This window comes from Agrococcus sp. DT81.2, assembly GCF_049844935.1.
Classification (GTDB): Bacteria; Actinomycetota; Actinomycetes; order Actinomycetales; family Microbacteriaceae; genus Agrococcus.
Genome location: NZ_JBNCLZ010000023.1, coordinates 1 through 291, shown reverse-complemented (window position 1 = coordinate 291; position 291 = coordinate 1). Strand labels below are relative to the sequence as shown.

At 71.8% G+C, this 291-nt stretch carries 1 protein-coding gene; it reads left to right on the top strand.

All coding sequences use genetic code 11. From position 1 onward, the window contains the following. Positions 1 to 216 (top strand): hypothetical protein (locus ACLQ21_RS15745; protein WP_425664916.1); only part of this gene is annotated, 216 nt, incomplete at its 5' end. Positions 217 to 291: the final 75 nt, after the last annotated feature.

Below are 291 nucleotides of genomic sequence, written 5' to 3'. Positions count from 1 at the left end.
ACCATCCCGTCGCCGGCGTCGACCATCCACACCGACCGCTGCTCCATCGCCCGGTCGTGCCGCTGCTGCAGCGGCGCGGTCAGCACCCGGTTGACGACGAGCTTGGCGCGGGCGCGGAGCCGGCCGGGCGTGGTCGTCTCCGCGATCGCGACGAGCTCCCGCTCGACCTTCGCGGCCTCGGCCGGGTCGGCGCCGATGTCGGTGCGCAGCGCATGAGCGTGTCAAGTCTTCTGTGTAAGCGGTGCGGTCATGGTCAGAGGTGGGGGTTGATGCGGTCGGGGTAGGCGAGGG